The 3,109-nt window shown below is 26.4% G+C and carries 6 protein-coding genes; all 6 read right to left on the reverse strand.

What is annotated here, in order from left to right; all coding sequences use genetic code 11:
- Positions 1-180 precede the first annotated feature (180 nt).
- The 6 genes from ACTHW2_RS12305 to rlmH all read right to left on the reverse strand — a co-directional run bounded on the left by ACTHW2_RS12305 (position 181) and on the right by rlmH (position 2,799).
- Complete coding sequence (locus ACTHW2_RS12305) at positions 181-483, reverse strand: type II toxin-antitoxin system VapC family toxin (protein WP_442264199.1); 303 nt, start codon at positions 481-483, stop codon at positions 181-183.
- Between the two features lie 15 nt (positions 484-498).
- Positions 499-621, reverse strand: coding sequence for a hypothetical protein (locus ACTHW2_RS12310; protein WP_442264200.1), 123 nt, complete (start codon positions 619-621; stop codon positions 499-501).
- Positions 612-851: a hypothetical protein gene (locus ACTHW2_RS12315; RefSeq protein WP_442264201.1), complete on the reverse strand. Its 240-nt coding sequence runs from the start codon at positions 849-851 to the stop codon at positions 612-614. Before ACTHW2_RS12315 ends, ACTHW2_RS12310 begins: the two co-directional genes overlap by 10 nt.
- A gap of 579 nt (positions 852-1,430) precedes the next feature.
- Positions 1,431-1,631 carry a hypothetical protein gene (locus tag ACTHW2_RS12320; protein ID WP_442264202.1) on the reverse strand — a complete coding sequence of 67 codons (201 nt, stop codon included), beginning with the start codon at positions 1,629-1,631 and terminating at the stop codon, positions 1,431-1,433.
- 92 nt (positions 1,632-1,723) lie between these two features.
- Entirely contained in the window at positions 1,724-2,191 is a 468-nt protein-coding gene (locus tag ACTHW2_RS12325) for a helix-turn-helix transcriptional regulator (protein ID WP_442264203.1), read from the reverse strand.
- Positions 2,192-2,319: 128 nt separating this feature from the next.
- The gene (gene rlmH, locus ACTHW2_RS12330; RefSeq protein WP_442264204.1) at positions 2,320-2,799 is read right to left on the reverse strand and encodes a 23S rRNA (pseudouridine(1915)-N(3))-methyltransferase RlmH; all 480 of its coding nucleotides are present in this window, start codon (positions 2,797-2,799) and stop codon (positions 2,320-2,322) included.
- Positions 2,800-3,109 lie beyond the last annotated feature (310 nt).

Consider the following 3,109-nt stretch of genomic DNA (forward strand, 5'->3'; position numbering starts at 1 on the left):
TATTTCTTGAACCATGCTTAGATTCTTCTCAAGCTCAGAATGACAGCTTCACACTCTACTTATGATAAGGCTCCCCGTATCAATCTAACCAGCAAAAGAAATAGGATATCTTTAGATATACAAATCTAGTTATAAATAGAGCTATAAAATTAATATTAATTTTATAGCTCTATTTTAGGTTTAAATATCTTCCATAATTATTATATCTATACTTTCATTATTACATATATCTCTTAATCTAATGTCATTTGTTATAATATAATCAACATTCATAGCTATACCAGTAGCTACAATAATTGCATCTGGTGTTTTAATCTTATAGTTAGCTCTAAGTCTTGATGCTATATCAGCTATATTATAATTGGCATCTATAATCTCAAGATTTGGATAATTAGTTAGCATTAATTTATATCTATTTTCTACAAAAACATTATTATCTTTTTTAGGTTTTACTAGTATCTCCATAAATGTTATTATCGACATAAATGCCTCATTATTTCAATCTTGATTATCAGTAAAAACTTTTTCGAGTTTATCAGAATACTTAGGATTATCTTCAAAATAATATATAAAACAATTAGTATCTAATAGAAGAGTCTTACCGTCTTCAATTAATCCCATGATTGTCTTTCCTCTTCAATGTATTTATCTAAATTAACTTTATCCCAAACTTCTTTTCCTAATCCTCTCATAGCTTTTGCAAAATTATCTGGTTTTTCCATTAATATTATATATCCATTCTCATCGTTTACCCATATCATTTCTGCACCTGGTTTTAAACCTGCTTTTTTAAGGATATGTTCTGGTATCTTTATACTTGAATCTTCATTAAGCTTAGAGAAATTATCCATAACCAACACTCCCTTCATTTATTAAAGGATTAATTGCTATATTTATTATAACATATTGTAGAAAAGAACTTATATATTAATATAAGACTCTTATGATAAAGCATTATCTATGAATCGTATTTTACCAAAAGTACGTTGTATAAAGCTTTTAACATTGTCAATCTGAACTTAGTAAAGAATCTATAGTTTAAGCCCTAAAAGAAAGATTCTTCGTCGCTACACTCCTCAGAATGACAAAATCTTCCACCTCCTACTTATCCACCGAGATGACTTTAATAAAGCTATTTATGGATTAAAGAAATTCAGAAAATAAGGAGTAACTTATAAAAGGTGCCTTTCCTTTTATGGAAGGACGTTTTTCAAAATTACTGCTGCTCCATCCTTATCTACTAATCTTGCTACTTTAGAAAAGTTTTGATTTGCCTCAGAAATGGAAACTACATTGTTTATATTAACTTTCATATAATCATCTCCTATCTTTAACTATATTATATGATAATTTTAGGATGTATTCAGCCTAATTAATATCAACAATTTTTATAAAATATTATAAATCTTTATTCTTAAAAAATCATTCAATTAATATTCATCAAGTATTTTTTTATAATTAAAAGCTACTAATAAATTAAATATAATAATTATCATGAAAGTTATACCCGTTGAAGTTTCAAAAGCTTCTTTAAATGAATAACTTTTTACAACTAAATTCCATATCATCCATGAGAGAAAAAATACTAAAGGAATAACTATTTCTAGTAATACAAATACTTTCTTTTTCATAGTTCATCACATCCTTTCAATTAAAATATATATTCCAAATATACTTTACTCAACTCTTAGTATATAAAAATCAAAATACTATTAGCTTGTTACTACCAATCATTATAAAAATTTAAAGCAAGGTAATAAGCAATCGTTGCAAAAATCATTAAATTAAGGGCTTCTGAACTTATATTTCCGATGAAATATAAAAATAAGGCAATAAGAGCAGGTTTAATCACATATATTAGTAACTTTGACGATTTATACTTCTCGTTAATAGTAAATACAATACGCAAGGGTAGAAAAGAGAAACCAAATAATAAAGTAACAATAATATCTTTAAATTGTATTTTCTTATTCATTGAACCCTCTTTTTTCGGTAGATTATCAGTCTTATTTTCAATTAAATCAATAGCTAATGCTTTTTCTAAAAGTTTTAGACTAATAAAATCAGGAGTACTTTTACCTAATTCCCATTTAGAAATTGTTTGTCTCGTAACAAATACCTTCTCAGCTAAATCTTGTTGAGTAAGATCCAATTCAGTTCTTTTAGATTTTATTTTTGAAGAAATATCCATAGCCGCCTCCTTTCTAACTTATAATTTATCATTTTTCGTTTATTTAAGAAAGCAACTGTCCCGCAACGGACTTATTAACAGCAATTATACCCTTTATCTGTCCTGTATACCTAGAAGCTCTACTATTCCTATTTATGATAAGGTTCATTCTTCATTATTCTAAAGGATCTATAAATTTGTTCTAGAAGTATCAGCCTCATAATTTGATGCGGAAAGGTCATCTTTGAGAAGGAAAGCTTAAAGTTACTCATCTTTTTAACTTCATCGGAAAGTCCTAGCGATCCTCCTATTATAAATGTTATATCATTATTCCCACTTATCATTATATCTTCTATCTTTTTCGACAACATTTCCGAGGAAATATGTTTTCCTTCTATTTCCAGGGAAATAAGGAAAGAATTTTGGGGAATCTTGGAAATAATTTTATTTCCTTCCCTTTCCATTACACTTTCCATATCCTTTTGTGATAGGTTCTCAGGTGCCTTTTCATCTGGTATTTCTACTATTTTTACTTTAGCATATCTTGAAAGTCTTTTAGAAAACTCATTTATGCCCTCTTTTATGTATTTTTCTTTTATCTTACCTACTGCTATTATATTTATATTCATATTTTCCTTGTATGATATAGTCAAATACTAAAATCATACTCTCCTTTCTATGGTATATATTTAAATTTTTTTATATTTTATTATAGTTATAATAATTAAGTATATCTCTTTATTTTATGAAAACCAACTCTTATTTTAAACTTTAGTTTTTCCTTATTGGCCAGTATAAATTACTTATTTTTATTTTTCATTGGAAGCTAATACCAGTATTTAAACTTGATATAATATATAAAAATATATTAGTTAAAAACTATTTTAATCCTGAATTATTCACAATAATTTAATAATGTATCTCAATAGCTCATAGCTA

Source organism: Tissierella sp., assembly GCF_052089545.1.
Lineage (GTDB): Bacteria > Bacillota > Clostridia > Tissierellales > Tissierellaceae > Tissierella_A.

Excerpts from the sequence above, each read along its gene's own strand:
- ACTHW2_RS12305 (WP_442264199.1), bottom strand. The coding sequence starts at position 483 with ATGTCGATAATAACATTTATGGAGATACTAGTAAAACCTAAAAAAGAT.
- ACTHW2_RS12310 (WP_442264200.1), bottom strand. The coding sequence starts at position 621 with ATGGGATTAATTGAAGACGGTAAGACTCTTCTATTAGATACTAATTGT.
- ACTHW2_RS12315 (WP_442264201.1), bottom strand. The coding sequence starts at position 851 with ATGGATAATTTCTCTAAGCTTAATGAAGATTCAAGTATAAAGATACCA.
- ACTHW2_RS12320 (WP_442264202.1), bottom strand. The coding sequence starts at position 1,631 with ATGAAAAAGAAAGTATTTGTATTACTAGAAATAGTTATTCCTTTAGTA.
- ACTHW2_RS12325 (WP_442264203.1), bottom strand. The coding sequence starts at position 2,191 with ATGGATATTTCTTCAAAAATAAAATCTAAAAGAACTGAATTGGATCTT.
- rlmH (WP_442264204.1), bottom strand. The coding sequence starts at position 2,799 with ATGAATATAAATATAATAGCAGTAGGTAAGATAAAAGAAAAATACATA.